The sequence below is a fragment of the Asticcacaulis sp. YBE204 genome (assembly GCF_000495855.1).
Classification (GTDB): Bacteria; Pseudomonadota; Alphaproteobacteria; order Caulobacterales; family Caulobacteraceae; genus Asticcacaulis.
The window spans coordinates 551,278-572,081 of the sequence record NZ_AWGF01000001.1 but is presented as its reverse complement, the minus strand read 5'-3'; the positions used below and the strand labels follow the sequence as shown (position 1 = coordinate 572,081).

20 protein-coding genes are annotated in these 20,804 nt (G+C 61.9%); 4 read left to right on the top strand and 16 right to left on the bottom strand.

Annotation, left to right across the window (positions count from 1 at the left end; genetic code table 11):
* Positions 1 to 49: 49 nt before the first annotated feature.
* Positions 50 to 343 (bottom strand): hypothetical protein, encoded by a 294-nt coding sequence (locus AEYBE204_RS23490; protein ID WP_023460835.1) that lies wholly within the window; start codon positions 341 to 343, stop codon positions 50 to 52.
* Complete coding sequence (gene argH, locus AEYBE204_RS23485; RefSeq protein WP_052019235.1) at positions 340 to 1,707, bottom strand: argininosuccinate lyase; 1,368 nt, start codon at positions 1,705 to 1,707, stop codon at positions 340 to 342. The genes AEYBE204_RS23490 and argH overlap by 4 nt, the downstream gene beginning before the upstream one ends.
* A gap of 37 nt (positions 1,708 to 1,744) precedes the next feature.
* Here argH and AEYBE204_RS23480 point away from each other — a divergent pair, with 37 nt between their 5' ends.
* Together AEYBE204_RS23480 and AEYBE204_RS23475 are read left to right on the top strand one after the other, a co-directional pair.
* Entirely contained in the window at positions 1,745 to 2,434 is a 690-nt protein-coding gene (locus AEYBE204_RS23480; RefSeq protein ID WP_023460833.1) for a TlpA disulfide reductase family protein, read from the top strand.
* Positions 2,434 to 3,018 carry a CDP-alcohol phosphatidyltransferase family protein gene (locus AEYBE204_RS23475; RefSeq protein WP_023460832.1) on the top strand — a complete coding sequence of 195 codons (585 nt, stop codon included), beginning with the start codon at positions 2,434 to 2,436 and terminating at the stop codon, positions 3,016 to 3,018. Before AEYBE204_RS23480 ends, AEYBE204_RS23475 begins: the two co-directional genes overlap by 1 nt.
* A gap of 170 nt (positions 3,019 to 3,188) precedes the next feature.
* Here the strand turns inward: AEYBE204_RS23475 and AEYBE204_RS23470 are convergent, their stop codons facing one another.
* The 5 genes from AEYBE204_RS23470 to AEYBE204_RS23450 all read right to left on the bottom strand — a co-directional run bounded on the left by AEYBE204_RS23470 (position 3,189) and on the right by AEYBE204_RS23450 (position 7,497).
* The gene (locus AEYBE204_RS23470; RefSeq protein ID WP_023460831.1) at positions 3,189 to 4,370 is read right to left on the bottom strand and encodes a DUF418 domain-containing protein; all 1,182 of its coding nucleotides are present in this window, start codon (positions 4,368 to 4,370) and stop codon (positions 3,189 to 3,191) included.
* A complete protein-coding gene (locus tag AEYBE204_RS23465) occupies positions 4,367 to 4,828 on the bottom strand; it encodes a hypothetical protein (protein WP_023460830.1) in 462 nt (153 codons plus the stop codon). Before AEYBE204_RS23465 ends, AEYBE204_RS23470 begins: the two co-directional genes overlap by 4 nt.
* 4 nt (positions 4,829 to 4,832) lie before the next feature.
* Positions 4,833 to 5,711, bottom strand: a complete 879-nt coding sequence (locus AEYBE204_RS23460) for a 3-hydroxybutyryl-CoA dehydrogenase (RefSeq protein WP_023460829.1) — start codon at positions 5,709 to 5,711, stop codon at positions 4,833 to 4,835.
* A gap of 105 nt (positions 5,712 to 5,816) precedes the next feature.
* On the bottom strand, positions 5,817 to 6,749 hold the full coding sequence (locus AEYBE204_RS23455) for an electron transfer flavoprotein subunit alpha/FixB family protein (protein ID WP_023460828.1): 933 nt from the start codon (positions 6,747 to 6,749) through the stop codon (positions 5,817 to 5,819).
* 1 nt (position 6,750) lies between these two features.
* A complete protein-coding gene (locus AEYBE204_RS23450) occupies positions 6,751 to 7,497 on the bottom strand; it encodes an electron transfer flavoprotein subunit beta/FixA family protein (RefSeq protein ID WP_023460827.1) in 747 nt (248 codons plus the stop codon).
* A 243-nt stretch (positions 7,498 to 7,740) separates the two neighbouring features.
* Between AEYBE204_RS23450 and AEYBE204_RS23445 the strand changes: the two genes are divergently transcribed.
* Positions 7,741 to 8,070, top strand: a complete 330-nt coding sequence (locus tag AEYBE204_RS23445; protein WP_023460826.1) for a hypothetical protein — start codon at positions 7,741 to 7,743, stop codon at positions 8,068 to 8,070.
* 19 nt (positions 8,071 to 8,089) lie between these two features.
* On the opposite strand, the gene AEYBE204_RS23440 is transcribed toward AEYBE204_RS23445, so the two are convergent.
* Positions 8,090 to 8,659 carry a cob(I)yrinic acid a,c-diamide adenosyltransferase gene (locus tag AEYBE204_RS23440; RefSeq protein ID WP_023460825.1) on the bottom strand — a complete coding sequence of 190 codons (570 nt, stop codon included), beginning with the start codon at positions 8,657 to 8,659 and terminating at the stop codon, positions 8,090 to 8,092.
* Positions 8,652 to 8,858: a twin transmembrane helix small protein gene (locus tag AEYBE204_RS23435; protein WP_023460824.1), complete on the bottom strand. Its 207-nt coding sequence runs from the start codon at positions 8,856 to 8,858 to the stop codon at positions 8,652 to 8,654. The genes AEYBE204_RS23440 and AEYBE204_RS23435 overlap by 8 nt, the downstream gene beginning before the upstream one ends.
* A gap of 343 nt (positions 8,859 to 9,201) precedes the next feature.
* On the opposite strand from AEYBE204_RS23435, the gene AEYBE204_RS23430 reads away from it, so the two are divergent.
* Entirely contained in the window at positions 9,202 to 9,882 is a 681-nt protein-coding gene (locus AEYBE204_RS23430) for a TetR/AcrR family transcriptional regulator (protein WP_052019234.1), read from the top strand.
* A gap of 92 nt (positions 9,883 to 9,974) precedes the next feature.
* Here AEYBE204_RS23430 and AEYBE204_RS23425 read toward each other — a convergent pair whose 3' ends face one another.
* The 7 genes from AEYBE204_RS23425 to AEYBE204_RS23395 all read right to left on the bottom strand — a co-directional run bounded on the left by AEYBE204_RS23425 (position 9,975) and on the right by AEYBE204_RS23395 (position 20,635).
* Positions 9,975 to 11,078: an aromatic ring-hydroxylating dioxygenase subunit alpha gene (locus tag AEYBE204_RS23425; protein WP_023460822.1), complete on the bottom strand. Its 1,104-nt coding sequence runs from the start codon at positions 11,076 to 11,078 to the stop codon at positions 9,975 to 9,977.
* 309 nt (positions 11,079 to 11,387) lie between these two features.
* The gene (gene hisC / locus AEYBE204_RS23420; protein WP_023460821.1) at positions 11,388 to 12,491 is read right to left on the bottom strand and encodes a histidinol-phosphate transaminase; all 1,104 of its coding nucleotides are present in this window, start codon (positions 12,489 to 12,491) and stop codon (positions 11,388 to 11,390) included.
* An 88-nt stretch (positions 12,492 to 12,579) separates the two neighbouring features.
* Positions 12,580 to 13,422 carry a chorismate mutase gene (locus tag AEYBE204_RS23415; RefSeq protein WP_023460820.1) on the bottom strand — a complete coding sequence of 281 codons (843 nt, stop codon included), beginning with the start codon at positions 13,420 to 13,422 and terminating at the stop codon, positions 12,580 to 12,582.
* 229 nt (positions 13,423 to 13,651) lie between these two features.
* On the bottom strand, positions 13,652 to 14,719 hold the full coding sequence (locus AEYBE204_RS23410; protein ID WP_023460819.1) for a DUF2125 domain-containing protein: 1,068 nt from the start codon (positions 14,717 to 14,719) through the stop codon (positions 13,652 to 13,654).
* Positions 14,720 to 14,887: 168 nt separating this feature from the next.
* On the bottom strand, positions 14,888 to 16,561 hold the full coding sequence (gene leuA / locus AEYBE204_RS23405; protein ID WP_023460818.1) for a 2-isopropylmalate synthase: 1,674 nt from the start codon (positions 16,559 to 16,561) through the stop codon (positions 14,888 to 14,890).
* Between the two features lie 175 nt (positions 16,562 to 16,736).
* Complete coding sequence (locus AEYBE204_RS23400) at positions 16,737 to 19,646, bottom strand: ATP-dependent DNA helicase (RefSeq protein WP_023460817.1); 2,910 nt, start codon at positions 19,644 to 19,646, stop codon at positions 16,737 to 16,739.
* Positions 19,647 to 19,825: 179 nt separating this feature from the next.
* Positions 19,826 to 20,635 carry a TIGR02186 family protein gene (locus AEYBE204_RS23395; RefSeq protein ID WP_023460816.1) on the bottom strand — a complete coding sequence of 270 codons (810 nt, stop codon included), beginning with the start codon at positions 20,633 to 20,635 and terminating at the stop codon, positions 19,826 to 19,828.
* Between the last annotated feature and the right edge of the window lie 169 nt (positions 20,636 to 20,804).

Sequence of the window (20,804 nt, the reverse complement as noted above, 5' to 3'; positions counted from 1 at the left end):
CGGCTCCGCCGACGGTCCCCCTCCCCGCGTGGCGGGGAGGTATGATTGGTTACTGACGCTGGGCGTTGCCAGTGCCTTCCAGAGGGGCCTCGGTGACCTTCTGGTTCTGCTGGTACGGGTCGGCCATCTCGTTCTTGTATTCCTTGCGCGGCAGGGCGCGTTCGGTCGCCTTGCCCTCGGCCTGCGCCTTCTTCTTGGCAGCGATCTCTTCCTGCGCGCGTTTGCCCCACAGCGGCGGCGCGGTTTCCAGATCGCCCTGCTTGGCGCAGGCGGTCAGGGAAAGGCCGAGCGCGGCGGCCAGAACAACGGCCTTTAAAACGGTACGCGAAACAGAGAGGGTCATGCCAGGAGGTCCTTCCAGCGCTGGATTTGTTCACGCACCTTTACCGGAGAGGTGCCCCCGTACGACAGACGCGAGGCCGCAGAAGCTTCGGGTGTCAAAACACTATACACATCTTCGGTGATGCCCGCTTCCAGATTTTGCAGATCGCTCAGCGAAAGTTGCGCCAAATCCACACCCTGCCCTTCGGCCAGCTTCACCGCCGCGCCGGTGACATGGTGCGCGTCACGGAACGGCATGTTGAGGTTGCGCACCAGCCAGTCGGCGAGGTCCGTCGCGGTCGAGAAACCGGACGATGCCGCGGCCTTCATGCGCTCCGTATTGGCCGTCAGGTCGCCGATCATGCCGGTCATGGCGGCCAGCGCCAGATCGAGCGCCTCAAACGCTTCGAACACCGGCGGCTTGTCTTCCTGCATGTCCTTGGAATAGGCGAGCGGCAGGCCCTTCATGACGGTGGTGAGCGCGATGAACGCGCCATTGATGCGGCCGGTCTTCGCGCGGACCAGTTCGGCGGCGTCGGGGTTGCGCTTTTGCGGCATGATCGAAGACCCGGTCGAGAAGCTGTCCGACAGGCGCACGAAGCCGAACTGCGGCGTCGTCCAGATGACGATTTCTTCGGCCAGACGCGACAGGTGCCCGGCGCACAGCGAGGCGTGGCTCAAGGATTCGAGCGCGAAATCGCGATCCGACACACCATCGAGCGAATTAGCCGTCGGACGGTCGAAACCAAGTGCTTCGGCGGTCATGTGGCGGTCGATGGGGAACGGGGAGCCTGCCAGTGCCGCCGAGCCCAGCGGGTTCTCGTTCATGCGCTTGCGGGCGTCTTCAAACCGTGAGGCGTCGCGACCGAACATCTCGACATAGGCCATCAGGTGGTGGCCGAAGGTCACCGGCTGTGCCGGTTGCAAATGGGTGAAGCCCGGCATCAGGGCGTCGGCATATTGATCGGCACGAGCGACCAGCGCGCTTTGCAGGCCGCGCAATTGCGTGATCGTGTAGTCGACGCGGTCGCGGACCCACAGGCGGAAATCGGTGGCCACCTGATCGTTACGCGAGCGCGCGGTGTGCAGCCGCCCCGCCGTCGCGCCGATCAGTTCGCGCAGACGCGCCTCGACATTCATGTGGATGTCTTCGAATTCGGTGCGGAACGGAAAGGTGCCGGCTTCGATCTCTTCGACGATTTTCGCCAATCCGGCGTCGATCTCTTGGGCGGCGTCGGCGCTTATGATACCTTGTTTGGCCAGCATGGCGGCGTGGGCGCGCGACCCGGCGATATCCTGCGCCCACAGGCGCTTATCGACCTCGATCGAAACGTTGATCGCTTGCATAATCTGGTCGGGTTGGGCAGAGAAACGTCCACCCCACATTTTTTGACCTTCTGAAGGCTTTTGGGAACTATCGGACATGAACGAGCCTTTGGACGAGAACGAAGTCGCGGACGGCGCGGAAGCTAAACCCGCAAAAGAGGTCAAAACCAAGTCCGTTCGGAAACAGCGATTTAATTTTATCGTGCTCGGCGTACTGGTTCTGGTGATCGCCGCCTCAGTAGCGGGGGTGATGTGGTTCCGTCAAGCCGCGACGCCCGAACAGACGGCGGAAACTGAAACCGCACAAGGCCCGCTGAAAGGCTACGCGACCGGGTCGCTGGCCAATCTGATCACGCATGAAACGCCCCAGCCACTCACCGACATCAGCTTTTTCGACCGCGACGGCAAACCGCACACCCTGGCCGAGTTCAAGGGCCGCGTCGTGGTGCTGAACCTGTGGGCGACGTGGTGCGCCCCTTGCCGCGTCGAAATGCCGACGCTGGCCGCCCTGCAAAAGAGCTACGATCCGGCCAAGGTCACCGTTCTGACGCTGAGCATCGACGAGGCGAAATCGCTGGCCGAGGCGAAGAACTTCCTCGATGTGCATGAACCGCTGGTCTTCTACAACGACCCAGAAGTGCAGCCCCTGTCGAAGTGGGGCGTCATCGGCATGCCGACGACGATCATCCTCGACAAGACCGGTATGGAGGTCGCGCGTCTGGGCGGTGAAGCCAAGTGGGATACGCCAGAAGTCCACGCCCTGATCGACGCGGTCGCCGCGAAATAATGAACGCGCGGCAGATACCGTGGTGGCTGATCGGATTCAGGCTGCTGGCCGGGCCGGTGATGATCGCGCTGTGTCTTTTGCACGTGCCGCACGCCGCCATTGTCTGCGTCGGGTTGCTGGCCGCCGGGGTGATCTCCGATATTTTCGACGGAGTCATCGCGCGAAAACTCGACTGCGTGACGCCGGCCTTGCGCGTGATGGACAGCCGCGCCGACGTCGTTTTCTGGCTCAGTGTGGCGGTCGCGGTGCATCTGCTGCACCCGACTCTGATCGGTACGACCTGGGTCATGATTGTAGTTCTGGGGGTGCTGGAACTAAGCGTCCACCTGATCAGCTATGTGCGTTTCAAACGCGAAGCTTCGACGCATCATGTCCTGTCGAAACTGTTCACGCTCGGCCTGTGGGCCTTGCTCAGTCAGATGTTTCTGACCGGTCAGGCGGGGCTGTTTTTCTGGCTGATTCTGGCCTTGGGCATCGTATCGCAACTCGAAGCGGCCCTGATCATGCTGACCGTGCCGCGGTGGGTTTGCGACGTAAAATCGCTGAAACAGGCGCGAAAACTGGCTCATAATAATTCTGATTAATCAGAATTATTTACGGTAATCATATTCCATATTTTATTTTAAATTCAGCGAGATGGATGGTTAACCAAAGCCTAACCGCCTGAATTACACCCGAAACATGGAATTTGACCGTAACATTTCTCAAATAACGCGAATATGAGTGAAAATAATTCCCCAATTTGGGGAATGGGTCAGCGGATCGGCACGAGTCGCGCTTCGCTTAAGGAACGCCAAACCCACTCGAACGGCCCATAACGGAATACCGTCAGCCACAAGTGACTGACCACGATCTGCCCGACCCAGATGCCGGCGACGATGGGGATAATCTGCGCGTGGCCGATGGTGCCGTAGAGGTTCAGGCCGCGTCCGCCGTAGAAGATCGCCGTCATGATCAGCGACTGGCTGAGATAGTTGGTGAAGGCCATCCGCCCCACCGGCTCCAGCGTTTGGGTGATCAGATTGGCCACCGGAATTCGGCTGATCAGCATCAGGGCGCTGGCGTAGCCGAGACTGGTGAAGAGACTTAGAAACTCCGCCGCCGCGCGATAACCGCCGTAGATTTCTGGTTCGGGAAAGGCTTCGCGCAGGATGATCGTGTTCTGCCAGCCCATGACGATAAGCGCTCCGGCACCGAGCAAAATCATCAACAGATGCAAGGCGGTCTTGCCCCGCGCCTCGAAATATCCTGCCTTGAACAGACCCAGCCCCAGCATCATCAAGCCGAGGATCTTCGGGCCGAACGCCACGATCTGCGAGGCGATCTGCGTCGCCCACATGGCGAAATTGCCGTACAGCGACGACGCGAAATCGCCTTTCATCAGGGCCATTTCCTGCGCGAAGGTGAAGCCGTCGCTGCCGCTGATCAGTTCGGCGATCTGGTCACGCGGCACAAAGATCAGCACCCAGCCGGAGCCGACGATCATCAGCGAACCGACGATATAGAGCCCGCTGCCGAAGGTCAGGAGCTTGTCCGTGCGCACCATATAGGCGAAGACCAGGCCGCACACCGCATACATCAGCAGGATGTCGCCAAGCCAGATCAGCGCGCCGTGGATCACGCCGAATGCCGCCAGCCACATCAGGCGGCGGAACAGGATGGTTTTACCGGCCGGGGTTTGCGGCGCATCCTTCTGCTTAACCAGAAATAGGCTGATCCCGAACAGCAGGGCGAACAGGGTAATGCATTTCGACTCGAAAAACGTATGGATAACCCACCATGCGTCCTTGTCCGCCGCGCTCATGCCGAGCGGTGAACGCATCGGGTTAGAATAGACATCCAGCGGCCAGGCGAAGGCTATGGCATTAACAATGAGGATACCCAGCAGCGCGAACCCCCGGATATAATCCAGAGACGCGTATCGCGGCGTCCTCACGCCTGAGCTTCCGGCTCAGGCACAGCCTCGCGGCGCGACACCAGAAGCACCTGCTGAAACAGCGCCGCCGACGGCAGGGATAGGAACATCTGGCCGAGAATCATCAGCAGGGCATAGAAGCTGAAGGTCGTCAGATTGGTCAGGTCGAAGCCGACATTCTGCGCCACCATCCAGTTGGTGAAAGCGACGACCGAGCCCAGCAGACAGACGAAAAAGGCACAACCCATGACGTGCAAAAGGGCCTGAAAGCGCGATTTGGGCGCTTGAATCATCCATAGGGCGGAAACGCAGACCATCCAGAACAGGGCCAGCCAAACTTGCCGCTGGGTCTCGTGCAGGGCTTCGGGTACGGGCAAGACCGTGGCACGGGCGACGAACCACGCGACCGCATGCACCACGCTGGCGGCGGCCAGCGCGATAACGACCCAGAGATAGGAAGGTTGGCGGACGGTGAGCAAGATATTATCGGGTGGGAACCGGCTTTTCGCCGCGATAGTCGTAGAAGCCGCGCCCGGTCTTGCGACCCAGCCAACCGGCTTCGACATATTTCACCAGCAGCGGACACGGACGGTATTTGGAATCCGACAGGCCGTCATAGAGCACGTTCATGATGGCCAGAACCGTGTCCAGACCGATGAAATCGCCCAGTTCCAGCGGGCCCATCGGGTGGTTGGCTCCCAGCTTCATGGCGGTGTCGATGGCCTCGATCGTGCCGACACCCTCGTACAGGGTATAGATCGCCTCGTTGATCATCGGGATCAGGACACGGTTGACGATAAAGGCCGGATAATCCTGCGCATTGGCGGTGATCTTGCCGAGGCTTTCGGCAAAGCCCAGCGCGGCTTCGTAGGTTTCGGTATCGGTGGCGATGCCGCGGATGATCTCGACCAGCTTCATGATCGGCACGGGGTTCATGAAGTGCAGGCCGATGAAACGGCCCGGACGATCGGACGCCGCCGCCAGTCGCGTGATCGAGATCGACGAGGTGTTCGACGCCAGAATCGCTTCGGGCTTGAGGTGTTCGCACACCGACGCGAAGATGGCCTTCTTGACCTCTTCGTTTTCGGTCGCCGCCTCGATGACCAGATCGCAGTCTGCCAGATCGGCGACCAGCGCAGCGGGCTTCAGCAGGGTCGCGGCGCGCGCCCCGGCGTCGGCGGTGATCAGGTCTTTTTCGACCGATTTCAGGAAGCCCTTGTTGATCTTTTCGACCGCCTTGACGACAGCCGGGGCCGACTGATCGTACAGGAAGACCTCATAGCCTGACTGTGCGCAAACCTGCGCGATGCCGGAACCCATTTGTCCGGCGCCGATAATGCCAACGCTCTTGATCTCAGTCATGATGAACCCGTCCGGTGCTTTGTGTCGCCAAGCTTTAACCGCCCGCACGGGGTAATCAAGGGCCAGACAAAGAAAAACCCGGAGACAAGCTCCGGGTCCGGTGTTTTAACCCAGCGCCTTCGTGAGCGCGGGGATGGCGGTTTTGTAGTCCTCGACGAGGCCGTAGTCGGCGATCTGGAAGATCGGGGCTTCGGGGTCCTTGTTGATGGCCACGATGACCTTGGAGTCCTTCATCCCCGCCAGATGCTGGATCGCTCCCGAAATGCCAATGGCGATGTAGAGGTTCGGGGCCACAACCTTGCCCGTCTGACCGACCTGATAGTCGTTCGGCGCGTAACCCGCATCGACCGCTGCGCGCGAGGCCCCGACCGCCGCACCCAGCTTGTCGGCCAGAGGTTCCAGCACGCCCTTGAATTCGTCCGCCGAACCGAGCGCCCGGCCACCGGAGACGATGACCTTGGCCGAGCCCAGTTCCGGACGGTCGGACACGACCTTCTCGTCCGAGACGAAGCGCGTCTTCAAAGCTACGGCAGGCACCGCCACGGCCTCGACCGCCGCTGAACCGCCCGTTGCGGCGACCGGCTTGAACGCCGTCGGGCGCACGGTGAGAACGGTTTTGGCGTCCGACGTCTTCACCGTTTCCAGCGCATTACCGGCATAGATCGGGTGGACGAAGGTCGAGCCATCAACGACCTCGACCACATCCGAGATGATCGACACGTCGAGGGCGGCCGCCACGCGCGGGGCGAAGTTCTTGCCCGACGCCGTGGCCGGAACGGCGATGACGTCGTAGCCACCGGCGACCGAAACGATCAGGGCCGAGATGGCCTCGGCGATATCGGCCTTCAGCTCGGCGCTTTCCGCCGTCAAGACGGTGCGCACGCCCTCAGCCGCAGCGGCCTGAGCGGCGACAGCGGACGTCTCGCCATAGACCAGCACATCGATATCGCTCGACAGTGTCTGCGCCGCAGCGATGGTCTTCAGCGTCGTGTCGCGCAGGTGCGCGCCGTCGTGATCGGCAATAACCAGAACAGCCATATTACAGCACTCCCGCGGACTTGAGATTGGCGACCAGCTCATCGGCCGAGGCGACCTTGATCCCGGCGGAGCGCTTCGGCGGCTCGGTGACCTTGACCACTGACAAACGCGCGGCGGTATCGACGCCGTAATCGGCCAGAGCTTTCGTATCGAGCGGCTTTTTCTTGGCCTTCATGATGTTGGGCAGAGACGCGTAGCGCGGCTCATTGAGGCGCAGATCGGTGGTGATCACCGCCGGGAGCGTAACGCCGAGCGTCTGCAAACCGCCGTCGACTTCGCGCGTCACCCGCGCTTCGCCGCCTTCAATCTCGACCTTCGAGGCAAACGTCGCCTGCGGCCAGTCGAGCAGGGCCGACAGCATCTGACCCGTGGCGTTGTTGTCGCCGTCGATGGCCTGCTTGCCCATCAGGACGAGGTCGGGGGTTTCGTCTCCGGCGACGGCCTTGAGGACCTTGGCGACGGCCAGCGGCTCCAGATCGTCTTCGGTCTGAACGAGGATGCCGCGATCGGCGCCCATAGCCAGGGCCGTGCGCAGGATGGCTTCGCATTGCGCCACACCGATGGAGACGGCGACGATCTCGGTTACCACGCCCTTTTCCTTGAGACGCACGGCCTCTTCGACGGCGATCTCGTCGAACGGGTTCATCGCCATCTTCACATTGGCCAGATCCACACCCGACTGATCCGTCTTCACACGGACCTTCACGTTGTAATCCAACACCCGCTTAACAGGCACCAAAATTTTCATTCTGCGCTTCCCTTATCCGAGAATGGCCATCGAATGGCTTTATAATGACGGTTTTAGTGACGCTGCCTGACGTTAAAGTCAATCGGTGCCGTGGCGGAAACAGCCGGATTTCAGTGACATTTCCGCGATTTTGAGCCCCTTCCGCAAGGGCCGTTTCGTCTGAAATCAAATGGCCTTTACGGAAACCGCTTCACAGTTTCCGGATTGCGCTTTAGAACACGCTCAGTTTCTGAGGTAGGTTTTATGCGCAACCACGACCGCACGCTCTTTCGCGTCAAGCTCGGCTTTCTCGCTGTCTTTATCCTGATCAGCGCAGGCATACTGGCCTATGGCGCCTTCTACGAGATGCCGCGCCGCAAATGCGAAGCTGCCGGAGGCTGGTGGACGAACAAATACCGGTCGTGCGAGATGCCGATCTATCTGCCGACCCTCACCGGTCGCAAACCGGGCGAACCGCGCAAGATCATCTGGCCGGATGCCGAAAAAGCCGGTCAGGCCTCGAACGGTGCGCCTAAGCCGGAAGAGAAACCCGCCAGCACATCGGCATCGTCGTCCGTGGCGGCGTCGCAATAAGATTTGATCACGAAAAATCTTAAGCCTTCGACGGCACCCACAGCACATCGGCGCGGCCCTGATCGTTGGCATGGCGCGCCAGCACGAACAGCAAATCCGACAGTCGATTCAGATATTTGACGATCTCGGCGCTGACCGGCTCGACCGATGTCTGACGCAAGGCAATCGCGTCGCGCTCGGCCCGTCGCGCGATGGTCCGTGCCAGATGCAGGTGCGCGCTGAGCGCGCTGCCTGCCGGCAGGATAAACGAGGTCAGGGCCGACAGATCGGCATTATAAAAGTCGATGGCCATTTCCAACGCCACGACCTGAGGCGCTTTCAACCGCAAAGGCGTCCACGACTTTGGCTGACCATCGTCGGGTACGGCGATATCGGCCCCCAGATCGAACAGGTCGTTCTGCACCTGCGCCAGAAGCGCATCCATATCCCCTGCGGCATAAAGCCGCGCCACGCCGATAGCGGCATTGGTTTCATCGACGCTGCCCATAGCGACAAAGCGCGCATCGGTCTTCGGGCGGCGCGAGCCGTCGGCCAGCCCCGTCGTGCCGTCATCGCCCGTGCGAGTATAGATCTTGTTGAGCTTAACCACCGTGGTTGGCCGACCACCAGGCAAACAGGCACAGGATCACAATCGCAATCGCCTGCATCAGGACGCGTAGTTGCATCAGTTTGTTCGACCAGCGCTCACCGAATTTACCGCCCTTGAACAGGCTGTAAATGCCGACACACAGCACGGCGAAAACCGCAAACAGCGCTACCAGCGACAGGGAAAACAGGAAACCGTGCATCGATAAACTCGGGTTTTGAGCGAATTCGGACGTTAATTCGGACCTCTTACGCTTTTTTAGACGCAGCGTCTATTTTTCGCCCCCTTTATTGCATATTTATGTCGTTCAGCGACGGAATGAACGCTCGTTCTCGTTAAAAGACACGAAAACCGCTACCCCTGAACAGGGGTAAGGCCTATACGAGCGATTATTACGTAATTGTAACCTCAAACCGGGTTGCCGCGCAGGGCCCTTAGGCTTTAAGTCACGCAACCCATTGAATTACCTGCGCCCCTCCCCATCTAAAGGCGCAGGGGGCGTCATCGGGCTGACCCGCATCATCCCCTTAGCTTATCGTGTGTAAATGACCATGTATCAGGCGTATGAACTGAAAGAGAAACTCGTGCAGGAAGAAGCCAGCTTGCCATTAGGAGCCCGGGCTCGATCGAAGGAGCTTAACCGTCTCAAAATCCTCGCCTCGGCCAAGGCCCTGTTTCGCGACCGCGGCTATGAGTCCGCCACCCTGCGCGACATCGCGAAGGAAGCCGGTCTGTCGACTGGCGCCGTCTTCGCCAACTTCGCCGACAAGAACGAAATCTTCGTCAAGGTCGTCGAGGAAGAAACCGCCCGCGTCATGACCGCCATGATCGACGCGCACGACACCTCGCGTCCGCTGGACGACCGTCTGCACCATCAGGTGATGACGGCCTATGCCGCTGCCGAAGAAAACGTGAAGCTGATCCTGTCGGCCTTCGTCATGAACTGGAGCGGCAATACCAACGGCGAGACGTCCGAACCGGCTCAGGCCGAAATCGCCCGTCTGACCGATCTGGTCCGTCAGGTGGTGCTGGAAACCCTGCGTCACGCACAGGCGGAAAAGGAACTGCCGGCCAGTGCCGACATCGCCCACGGCGCTGAAATTCTGGAAGACCTGATCTTCTCGAACATCCGCCGCGCCTATCGCGAAGGCCAGACCTTCGCCTCGACAACCGATCGCCTGCGTTTTCAGGTGTCGTTGATCGTGTCGGGCCTCAAGGCCGCCTAAACGGTTCGAGATAACAAACAAAAAAGCCGCCGAGGGGACTTCGGCGGCTTTTTTGTTGTTTATCCTCCCGCTATCGCAGGGAGGGATTTTTATCAACTCGTCCATTTCAGCGTCGCCGGTTTGACCGGATTGACAAAGTCGCGCTGTTCGGCACGGTGGGCGAACCACTCTTTCTTCAGTTGCTGGTACCACTTGGCCTGAGTATCGGCGTCGTCGATCCACAGCAGCGACGGGTCGTATTTCAGCCCTTCGTTTTGCAGATTGACCATGTCGCCGTCCTGCTTGAGGAAGGCCTTGACCCCCAGCCGGAACAGCGGCGCGATGGCGCGAAACAGGCTGTGGTCGGACCAGAAGACCTGCGTAATGCGCGTCTTGATGGGCGTGATCGGCGTCAGGCAGGTCAGGGCCAGCACCTGACGTTCACCGATCTGGATGTGCTCGTAACGGATGCCCGGCAAGCGAAAGGTGATCTCGGTCGCGGGCGCGCCACCGAGGATGCGATAGGCGCGGGAATTTTTCGACGGCGCGTGACGGACCATCGCAAAGCCGTGGTCGCGCGGTTCGAACGCCTTGACCTTCGACAATTGCTTCTTGGCCGAGCGCCACCACCATTGTTGGTGGACGTAAGGGCCGTGCGCCGGGTCCATCAGGCCGACGATGGCGTGGTCGATATGGCTGTCGAAGTCCATGGTCTCGACGATAATCGGCTTCCCGCCGACCACGCCCGGAAGCACCGGCGGTTCGTGATCGGGCTCTGTCGGGCGGCGCGGATCAGCGGTAATATAGACCCAGACCATGCCCTGCTGTTCGCGCACGGCGTAGGAACGGACCTTGATGCGTTCGACATCCATCGGCTGATCGGCGGTCAGCGACGGCACGGCGGTGCAGCCGCCGTTGGTGCCAAACGTCCAGCCGTGATAGGGGCATTGCACGACGGGTTTGCCGGTGACCGGATCGGGGATCATCTGCCCGGCGGACAGCGGCGCGGCCCGGTGCGGACAGATGTCGCGCATGGCATAGACCTCGCCGTTCGTATCGCGGCCCAGCAGCACCGGCTCGCCGAGGATTTCATAGCGCTGAAGCTTGCCGGGCTTCAGGTCGCCGGACAGGGCCGCGAACCACCAGGCGTCTTTCAGGAAGCCCTGACCGAAGACAAGACGTTCTTTTGCAGGGCTGGGCGCGGTTTGATCGGGCATAGGGACTTTTGCGGGTCAGAAGGTCAAACCACGTATATATCAGACGCCGCAAAACCCTCAAAAGCGTTTTGTTGTCGCACCAGTCCGGTTGACCTTAAACTATACCTCCCCGCTGGCGGGGAGGGTGGCATCGCGAAGCGATGACGGGCGGGGTGGCTTGCGATGCTTCAACAGATACGAAGTATCCGGAAAAACACCCCACCACCACATCTCACCACTTCGTGGTTCGTGCGGTCCCATCGTTTGGCGAAAGCTATACTTTCGCCTGCACTATACCCCGCACTTCATGCAGGGAGGTATGATAGCGGGTTACCCCTCAAACTCACCCAAGGCCGCCAGAAAACCTTCGTTCTCATGGTCCTTGCCGATAGTCACACGCAGCGCTTGCGGCAAACCGTAATTCGCAACATGACGGATGATGAAGCCCTTCTGCATCAGGTGTTCGTTGGCGCGCACGGCCTGCGCCTCGTCCTTGAAATAGATCAGGACGAAGTTGCCGAGGCTCTGATCGATGCGGTAACCCAAGGCCCGCACCGCCTGATAAAAGCGCGGACGCCATTGAACGACCTGATCCTTCGAGGCGTCGATGTGCGCCTGATCCGACAGGGCCGCGACGGCGGCATATTGCGCCGGCAGGTTGACGTTGAACGGCATCCGGATGCGTTCCATCGCCTCGATCACCCGCACCGGGCAATAGCCGAAACCGACGCGCAGACCGGCCAGACCGTGGATCTTCGAGAAGGTCCGCGTGACGATCATATTGTTGTGGCCGCGCGCTAAGCCGAAAGCGCTCTCATAGCTCGGCACATCGGCGAATTCGGCATAGGCTTCGTCGACGACCAGCAGGATCGCCGGGTCGAGGCGGCGGCGCAGATCGGCGATTTCGTCGGGCGTATTCCACGTCCCCGTCGGATTGGCCGGGTTCGACAGATAGACGATCTTGGTCCGCGCATCGACCAGGTCCAGCAGACGATCGATCTCGACGCGCTGTTCGGGCTCAGACGCCAGACGCACCTCGGCCTGACAGGCTTCGGCGCTGATGCGGTAGGCGAGGAAGCCGTGTTCGCCGGTGACGATATTGTCGCCGACCTCCAGCCAGGTCTGGTTCAGCAGGCCGAACACTTCGTCCGAACCATTGCCGAAGATCAGGCGCTCGGCTTCCAACCCGTGATAGGCGGCAACCGCGGCGCGCAGCGGGCTGGCGTGGCCGTCGGGATAACGGAACAGCTTGGCGGCGGCCTCGGTGAACGCGGCCGCGGCCTTGGGCGAACAACCGAACGCGTTTTCGTTCGACGACAGCTTGACCGGTTCGGCGACACCGTCGATCTTCGACTTGCCGCCGACATAGGCGGCGATGTCCCAGATACCCTGTTTCGGTTCGGGTTGTTTGGAAGGCGGTGCGAAGCTGTCCATGATCGGTTCCGGCGGAGTGAAGACGTTTCCGGGCGGTATATAGGATTTTTAAAGCAGGGACATGCTGTTTTTCCAGCTTAAATTCACTTCAAATTCTGGCCGACGTGCCGATAATCCCCGACAGACCACCCAGCACCTTGCCCGAGGCCGGATCGAGACGGGCGTCATGGGCCTGAACGAAGCCCGACAGGGCGAACAGCTTCATGCCGCCGACATTGTAGAGCCATTCCGCCGCCAGACCGCGATGGCCCAGTTCTTCGATCAGGGCGGGTTCGCTCAACCGGCTATCGGTCACCCAGTAGGAGACGTCGTCGCCGGTCGGTTCGGGGGTTAAGGCCGCGATGGCAAAGGCCTTGGGACGATCGGGATTGCGTTCGGGCAGGGCGCAGATGACGCGCACATTGGGTTCGGCCAGTAGTCGCGCCCACCAGGCACCGGCGCGCGTCTCTAAACTGATGATGCCGATATTTTGCGGGTCGCGGGCAGCCGCAATGACATGCAGCGGCTCGGCCAGCGGCCCTTGCGTCGGGGCGGCACCGAAGCGTTCGCGCGCCCACTGAAAGATTTCCGCCGGTTTGTCGCCCGCCCAAAAATTAAGGTGAAGACCACCCTGATCTTCACCCTGAATACGCAGCGATTCCGAGATCAGCTCGCGCCAGATCGCAATGATGGCGGCATCCGACGCAGCCTTGCGCGGGGCGTCGATCAGCTTGCGCAGCAGCAGGGCTTCGCGGTCGGGACGCAGCAGCGAGACGGACTGACCGGTCACACCTTCGCGCAGCTTGGCGGCTGCGATGTCGCGGGCCAGAGCCGAGCGCTCGTCGATCAGGCGCAGCAGTTCCGTATCGAGCGCGTCGATTTTCAGCCGCAACGATTGCAGGGTCTCCGCTTTTACCTCTGGCTTCGTCTTGGTTTGCGCACGTGCCGTCATGGCCAATACCGTTCTCCAAACCTTCATTCGATCGCCGGCGCGACTAAACTCAGGCCTTTTATTTAGCGTTTCATCTGACGGAAACGCCTTTATTGCAAATTATACACAGACCCCACATTCGTTTCATGAGAAACGAATGTGTATCTATTGTGATTACAGTCCAATTTTACCGGCTTTACAATAGAGCGGCCGCAAATTTATTCGCAGCCGCAAAAGATCGCGTAAAAAGCTACCGCACCACCGGTGCGTCCGACACCTTCAACGGCCCCACATAGGTGCCGCCGTCACGGAAGTCGAATTTGAGCTTCACCGGTTTGTCGGCGGTCATGGTCGTCCCGATGAAGGGGCGCGCCAGAGGCTCGTATTCCGGCGCGATCAGACCGGCCCCCAGCAGGAAGGTCACCGGATCGCCGGACCCCTTGATTTCGACCTCAAGCGGCCCTTGCAGCGCCAGATTGGGGTCGACGCGCATGGCGTCGCTCTGACCGAAAATTTCCAGATCGCCGATGTGCAGCGAGGTCTTGACGCCGGTCATCACGCCGCCGCCGTCGCGCCACGCGGACAGGCGACCGTCCTTGAACTTCGCGGCCTGACCCACCGTGCCTTCGAGATGCAGGTCGAAGGTCTTGTTCGGCCCCATCCGTCCGATCAGGCTTTCGGGATGCCCCTTGGCGCCGGTCACACGCCACAGGAAATCGGCATTATCCACGGCGGCGGTGTTCGGCCGCAGATAGGCTTCGAAGCGCTGGGCGCTTTGCAGCAGGAAGGGGTATTCGGCTTTCGACACGGTGAAGACCGGGTTCAGGCCTTCGACGGCTATGGTTTGAATCGGTTGTGTCCAGCCCGAGACGCTGGCGCGCAGGGCGTCACCGGTGATTTTGACTTCTCCGAGGTCGATGGCCCCGAGATCGGGCGTTTCGCGACGGCCACGATAATAGGTCAGGCCTTCGGTCGCCACGAACACCCACTTATCGAGCACGAAGGCCGAGGCCTCGGCTTCAAGACGCGGGGCGGCAAAGCCCTTGCCGGTAGGGGCTATGGCTTCGAACTTGTCCAGAGCGATGAACATACGGAAGGGGTAGCCCTGCACGTGCAGCGGCGAATAACCGACGTGGTAACCGGCATCGATCAGGTTCTGACGCGTCAGGGCGATGCGATTTTCAAGCTGGCTGGCGACGTAGAACCAGTAGCCGGTCCACCCGGCCAGCAGGACCAGAAAGATCAGGATGGGCGCGAACAGGCCCCAGCGCGAGGGTTTCTTTTTGGGCTTTTCGGCGGGCGTCAAGGTTTCGGCCATCGGGCGCTCCACATAACCCCCTCGCCCCCCACCTTGGTTTTTCGGGGGGAGAGGGTTGGGGTGAGGGGGAAAGCACCGGTGCTGGGAGGCCCCCTCACCCGGCCCTGACGGGCCACCCTCTCCCCCCGAAAAACCAAGGTGGGGGGCGAGGGGGTTTAAGACTTAACCCTACAACGCATTTGCGGCAGAAAGCAACGCCTTGACCGACGCGGTCGCACTATCGACGTCCATGCCGACGCCGAACACCTTGCGATCGTCCTTCGTGCGGCATTCGACATAGGCTACGGCCTTGGCGTCCGTGCCCCGGCTCAGGGCGTGTTCGTGGAAATCCAGCACCTCAAGCCCAAGCCCGTAGGCGGCGTTCAGCGCATCGACCGCCGCCGCCATCAGACCGTTGCCGCGCCCGTTGATCGGCGTCTCGACGCCGTCGTGCGTCACGCGCCCCGCGAACAGACGATCCACCCCCGAACGTCGCGCGCCGGAATCGGTATATTCGACCAGTTCGTAGGTCGTGGTCCCCTTGAGGAAATAGGCGTCCTCGAAAGCGTGCCAGATATCCGCCGCCTGCATTTCCTTACCGGTCTTGTCGGCGATGTCCTGCACCTTGTGCGAAAAATCGACCTGCAACCGGCGCGGCAGTTTCAGGCCCTTGTCCTGCTCCAGGATCCAGGCGATGCCGCCCTTGCCGGATTGCGAATTGACGCGGATGACCGCCTCATAGCTTTCGCCGAGGTCTGCCGGGTCGATCGGCAGGTAAGGCATTTCCCACACGCCGTCATTGCGCTGTTCGTGGGCGGCGAAGCCCTTCTTGATCGCGTCCTGATGCGAGCCGGAAAAGGCCGTGAAGACCAGTTCGCCGGCATAGGGATGACGTGGGTGGACGGGGATATTGTTGCAGTGGACGACGGTATTGACCACGGCGCGGATATCGGAAAAATCCAGCTCCGGATCGACGCCCTGCGTGTAGAGATTGAGCGCCAGCGTCACCAGATCGACATTGCCGGTGCGCTCGCCATTGCCGAACAGGCAGCCTTCGATGCGGTCGGCCCCGGCCAGCACGCCCAGTTCGGCGGCGGCGATGCCCGTGCCGCGGTCGTTATGCGGGTGCAGCGAGACGATGGCCGACGAACGCCGCGTCAGCTTGCGGCAGAACCACTCGATCTGGTCGGCATAGATGTTCGGCGACGATACCTCAACCGTGGCCGGCAGGTTCAGGATCACCGGCTTTTGCGGCGAGGCCTCCCATACGTTCATCACGCGCTCGCACACTTCGACGGCGAAGTCCGGCTCGGTGGCCGAGAAGGTCTCCGGCGAATATTCAAACGACCATTCGGTGTCGGGTTGTTTGGCGGCTTCCTCCTTGATCCACGTCGCGCCCTTGACGGCGAGGCCGATGACGTCGGCCTGCTCCAGCCCGAACACGACGCGGCGGAACAGCGGCGAGGTGGCGTTATACAGGTGGACGCAGGCGCGTTTCGCGCCTTTCAGCGACTCGAAAGTGCGCTTGATCAGGTCTTCGCGCGACTGCACCAGCACCTGGATCGTCACGTCGTCGGGGATATGGTCTTCCTCGATCAGCTTGCGCACGAAGTCGAACTCGATCTGCGACGCCGAAGGGAAGCCGACCTCGACCTCCTTGAGGCCGACGATCATCAGTTGCTTCCAGAAGCGCATCTTCTTTTCGATGTCCATCGGATCGGCCAGCGCCTGATTGCCGTCGCGCAGGTCGGTCGATAGCCAGCGCGGGGCCTTGTTCAACGTTTTCGACGGCCACGTCCGGTCGGACATGTCGTGCGGGAAGACGAAGGGACGGTACTTGTCCGACGGATTTTTCAGCATCATGGATGGGCACTCGCAGGATATCGGCGCACTCTTAGGCCGTGCCCGAGGGCGGGTCAATGCCATTAACCCCCTCTCCCCTACGGGGTGAGGGTTAGGGTGAGGGGGCCTCTTTCTTCGTGTAACGCCCCCTCACCCGGTGCTCCGCACCACCCTCTCCCCACAGGGGCGAGGGGAATTATTCCACTGTCAAAAACCCCTCGATCGCGGCAATCGCCTCGGCCAGCGTGCAGCGCTGCACCACCACGCCCTCCGGCAGGGATGCGAACAGCCGCGTCGGAGCCGCCGAATCGAGCATGACGAAGACGCCCCGGTCGTCGGCCTTGCGGATCAGCCGCCCGAAGGCCTGAGCCAGCTTGGCGCGAACCAGCGCGTCATCGTAGAGTTTTGCCCCGAAATGCGCGCGCCGCGCCTTGTGCAGAGCGTCCGGGCGCGGCCACGGGATGCGGTCGAAGGCGATCAGCCGCAACGCCTGACCCGGCACGTCGATGCCGTCACGCACGGCATCGGTGCCCAGCAGGCACGAATGCTGTTCGGAGCGAAAGACGCTGATCAGATCGGACACATCCAGCGGATCGACGTGCTGGGCATAGAGCGAAATCCCCGCCTCGCCCAAAGGCCGGTAGAGCTGCTCATAGACCGCTTTCAGACGGCGGATGGCGGTAAACAGACCGAGTGCCCCGCCTTTGGAGGCGAGGAATAGCGCCTTCATCGCCCCCGCCACGACGCGCGGATCGTCGCGCGGCACGTCGGTGACGACGAACAGCCGCGCCTGCGCCTCGTAATCGAACGGCGAGGCGATGCGTAGAGATTTGGCCCCCATGACCAGATGCGCTGCGCCGGTCCGTTGCCGCGCCAGAGCGAACGGCTCCTCCTGCGACGAATCCGACAAGGTCGCTGAGGCCATCAGTACCCCATGCGCCGGTTTCAACACATAGTCGGCCAGCGGCACGGAGGGATCGACGAAATGCCGGTGCAGCCCAACATCGACCAGCCGCCCGTTATGGGCCACGGTCGCGAACCAGTCGACAAAAGGACTGGGAGCCGTAGGGTCGTCGCCTTCGGCATAAGCCAGTTGCTGCAACAGGCTGCGCCACGCGGGCAGGGTCATGCGCGCCCGTCGCTCCAGACCGCGCAAGGCCCCGTCGATACGCGTTCGTTCGGCCAGATCGAGGTCTTCCTCGCCGGTCAGGATGTCTTCCATCGCACGGACCAAGGCGAGCAAGGGCACTTCGATGGATTGCAGGGCCTTGGCCGCCAGAGACGCCGCTTCGGCGACCTCGGGCAGACACGGATGCGCCTCGCACTCGCCATTTTCGGTGTCAGGCCGGAACCGCGATTTGGCCGCGCTTTCCGCGCCCCTCACCTCGATCTGCTTCAGCGCCGCCGCCAGTAGCGCCTCGATGGGGCCGACCGGCTGCATCATTTCACCTGACTGCGTCCGCGTGGTCAGGCGTTGCGACCAGCCCTCGGCGGGCAAGGCGGCGGCGGCGCGGATCAGGTTTTTCAACGCCTCCTGCGCCGTTTCGCGCGTCGCCAGCAGGTCGCCCAGCCGCTGTTCCAGACCGCGCGAGCGCCGCCCGCGCCCTTCATTACCGCGAATCCAGCGGCGCAATTCGGCGGCTTCGAAGCCCGACAGTTCGCTGGAGAACGCCCCGTCGGCGGCTTCGAACACGTGGTGACCTTCGTCGAAGACCAGCCGCGACAGGCCCGGCGTTTCGGGCTCGACCGTGGGCTGGCCGTCGGCAGCTTTCGCGGCTTCGCGCAGGTCGTAGGCCGCCTGCGCCATGACCAGGGCGTGATTGGCGATGATGATCTGCGCCGATTTCGACTTGCGGATCGACTTTTCGACGAAGCACGTCCGGTAGTGGGCGCAGGCGCTGTAGATGCACTCGCCGCGCCGGTCGACAAGGTTCGCCGGGTTGAGCGCCCCGAACATGGCGGCGGCCGATTGCGGCGGCAACAACGACGGCAGCCAGGTCGGAAAATCGCCGCCGACAATATCGCCGTCGCGGCTATAGACGATCCAGCGCGCCACCAGCGCCGCGACAATCGCCTCGCCCGGTCCCTGCGTCAGCGGGGCCAGACGTTCCTGAAAATTGAGCAAACACAGATAGTTCTCACGCCCTTTGCGGATCGAGACCTTGGCCTCGCGCTCGGCCTCGGTGTCGAACAGGGCGCGCGTGTCGTGATATATCTGTTTTTGCAGCGCCTTAGTATAGGTCGAAATCCACACGCGGCCCTGCGCCTTTTCGGCCCAGACCTGTGCGGGCGACAGGTAACCCAGCGTCTTGCCGGTGCCGGTCCCGGCTTCCAGCAGCAGCATGTTCGGCTGTTCCGACGCCCATTTCGGGGCGAAGATGTCCTTGGTGCGCAACGCGAACAGTTGCTGTTCGGGGCGCAGTTCGGCCAGACCTGCGCGTTTGAGGTTCGCCCCCAGGCCACCGGTGATTTCGTCGTCTGAAAGGCTGACCTGACGCGCATCGCCCGCGGGGGCCTGATCCTCCCACTCTTCGAGCAGCGACCACACCTCCAGCGCCGGCGGCGCGACATAGCCTTCGGGCACGGGCTTCTCATTCAGTGCCGCCTCCACGAACGGCGCCCAGACCCAGTTCTGCTGCTGCATATAGGCGAGCGATGCCCTGGCCATCAGGCGAAACGCCAGCGGCGCTTCGGCCAGTTCGCGACCCAGAGCCAGCGCCACCTGCACGACCATGGCCGATTGCGCCTCGGCCCCTTCGGGTTCGGTGAAGCCGACGGCCAGCGCTACACCGGCCACCGACGGGGCGCAGAACTTCGCCGGACGGACGAAAGCGAATAGCTCCAGCAGGTCGAAATGTTTGGCTTCGCGGTGGTTGCGGCCATTGAACAGACGCTGCCGGATCAGGGGTGCATTGGCGACCAACAGCCCTTCCCGACCCCAGGCTTCGCGGGCTTCGGGCACACCGGCCCGGCGTGCGAGGTGACCGTCGCTCAGGGCTGCGTGCGAGGGCAACAGCGCAAACCCCTGCTGCGGCAGGAACCGGCGCAGGGACGCGTCCGGTATGGGGACGGCGGTCGGAACCTCGATGTCGGGGAAATCGTTCACGCGGTTAATGTAATGGTTTTCGCCCTTAATCCCAAGAGCAAAAATCCCCTCTCCCCCACGGGAGAGCCGGGCGGCCGGTGCCGGCTAGGGTGAGGGGGCTAACTCGGTGCTTGCGACTCCCCCCCCTCACCCTGTCGCTTCGCGCCGTCCCTCTCCCCACGGGTGCGAGGGAAAGTGAGCTACCCCCTCCGGAACAACCGTGAGGCCAGCGCGCCCATGCCCATGCTCATGGCCACACAAGCCAGTCCGTACAGCCACGCATGACGGTGGGCGACATTGAACACGAAGCGCTCGAAACCGACCTTTTCCACCGTCATCGTCTTTTCGGAATAGCCGACCGGCTGACCGTTGCGGAACAGCCAGACCTCGGCGGTGTAGTCCCCGATGGGGGCTTCCGACGGCAGGGTGACCTCGGCGCGGAACAGGTTCTGATCGACAAAGCGCACCCCCAGCGGATTGTCTTCATAGAGCCCGGCCTTCGTCTTCAGGCGGATGACCGCGCGGCGCCAGTCGAGATAGTCGGACTCCAGCCCGTTGACCACCACGTCCTTGACGCCGTAACGCGTCACGACCTTGTTTTCGCGTGAGGTATCCATGGCGATATAGTCGAGACCGAGACCCAGCAACCGCCGGTGCGAAAAGTCGGTGATGCGATCGAGCGGCTGCGACGAGGCCGCCATGTAATAGCCCGGCGCGCCCTCGAACACCACGGGCCGCGAATTGAGCCACAGCCCGGCGACCTGCGTCTTGCGGATCAGGCGCATCGAGGCCCTGGGCCCGCGGATGATGACCACCACGTCGGACGGCTGGTCCTTCGGCTGAAACACCGCGCCGTAGAGGATGACTTTCGCGCCCTGAAACGAGGAGGACACCTCGATGCGGTTTTGCGTCAGGTCGGTGGAAAGGCTGTCGGGCGCGATGGTCGGGGCGACCGGCAGGTTCTCGACATAGGGGGCGGGCGTTTCGGGGGGCAGAGATGCGGCGACCATCAGGCCATAGCTCCACGAATATGGTCGCCATGGCGGCAGAAATGGCAAAATAATGCCAGGAGATGGAGGCAGGCCGTAGCCCACCTACGGCCAAGTCCATCGACGCCGCAGGATGAAGCCATTTCGCCGCGCGGAGCGTGCTTTTGCATGTCATACATTATGACATCAA